This window comes from Gilvimarinus sp. 1_MG-2023, assembly GCF_030548285.1.
The window spans coordinates 1-504 of sequence record NZ_JAUOSC010000096.1 but is presented as its reverse complement, the minus strand read 5'-3'; the positions used below and the strand labels follow the sequence as shown (position 1 = coordinate 504).

Annotated in this window: 1 protein-coding gene; it reads left to right on the top strand. The window is 54.4% G+C overall.

Annotated features, from left to right (window positions below; translation table 11 throughout):
* Positions 1 to 443, top strand: a 443-nt coding sequence (locus tag Q4563_RS15860; RefSeq protein ID WP_303605154.1) for a GAF domain-containing protein, incomplete at its 5' end; no start/stop codon positions are given.
* Positions 444 to 504: the final 61 nt, after the last annotated feature.

Genomic DNA, 504 nt, shown 5'->3' with positions numbered 1-504 from the left:
ATGTACACCATCTCTATCGTGTCTTACGTGAGCAGTACTCTGGTATCGATCGTTTTTCTCTGGCGCGCTATCAAGCCGACACAGGTTACTTGTCCAGTCTGACCTGCGCCGGAGACGATACCCGGCTATTGGACGGTTATCAGATGTTGCTGGAAAATGTGCCATCGCTGCAATCCCTGGTCGCCAGTCCGGGTATTCGGGTGGTGGGGGATATGCGCAAGTTTCGGGTGGAAGAGTTGCCGGCACACAGTGCGGCGTTACTGGGACAGGGTTATCGTTCCAGTCTGACCATGCCGATGATGAGTGACGGTCGTTTGCTGGGGATGTTGTTTCTGAATGCTCGCACTATCAATTATTTTACCGCGCCGATGGCGTCTTATTGCACCTTGTGGGGACACTGGGTAGAGCAGTTGCTGGCTCAAGAGTCGTTGGGGGGGAACTGAGCCAGGGTCCTTTCGGCTCACACAGTGTGGCAAGTTGTTGGTTTAACGGGTTGGGCAGCTC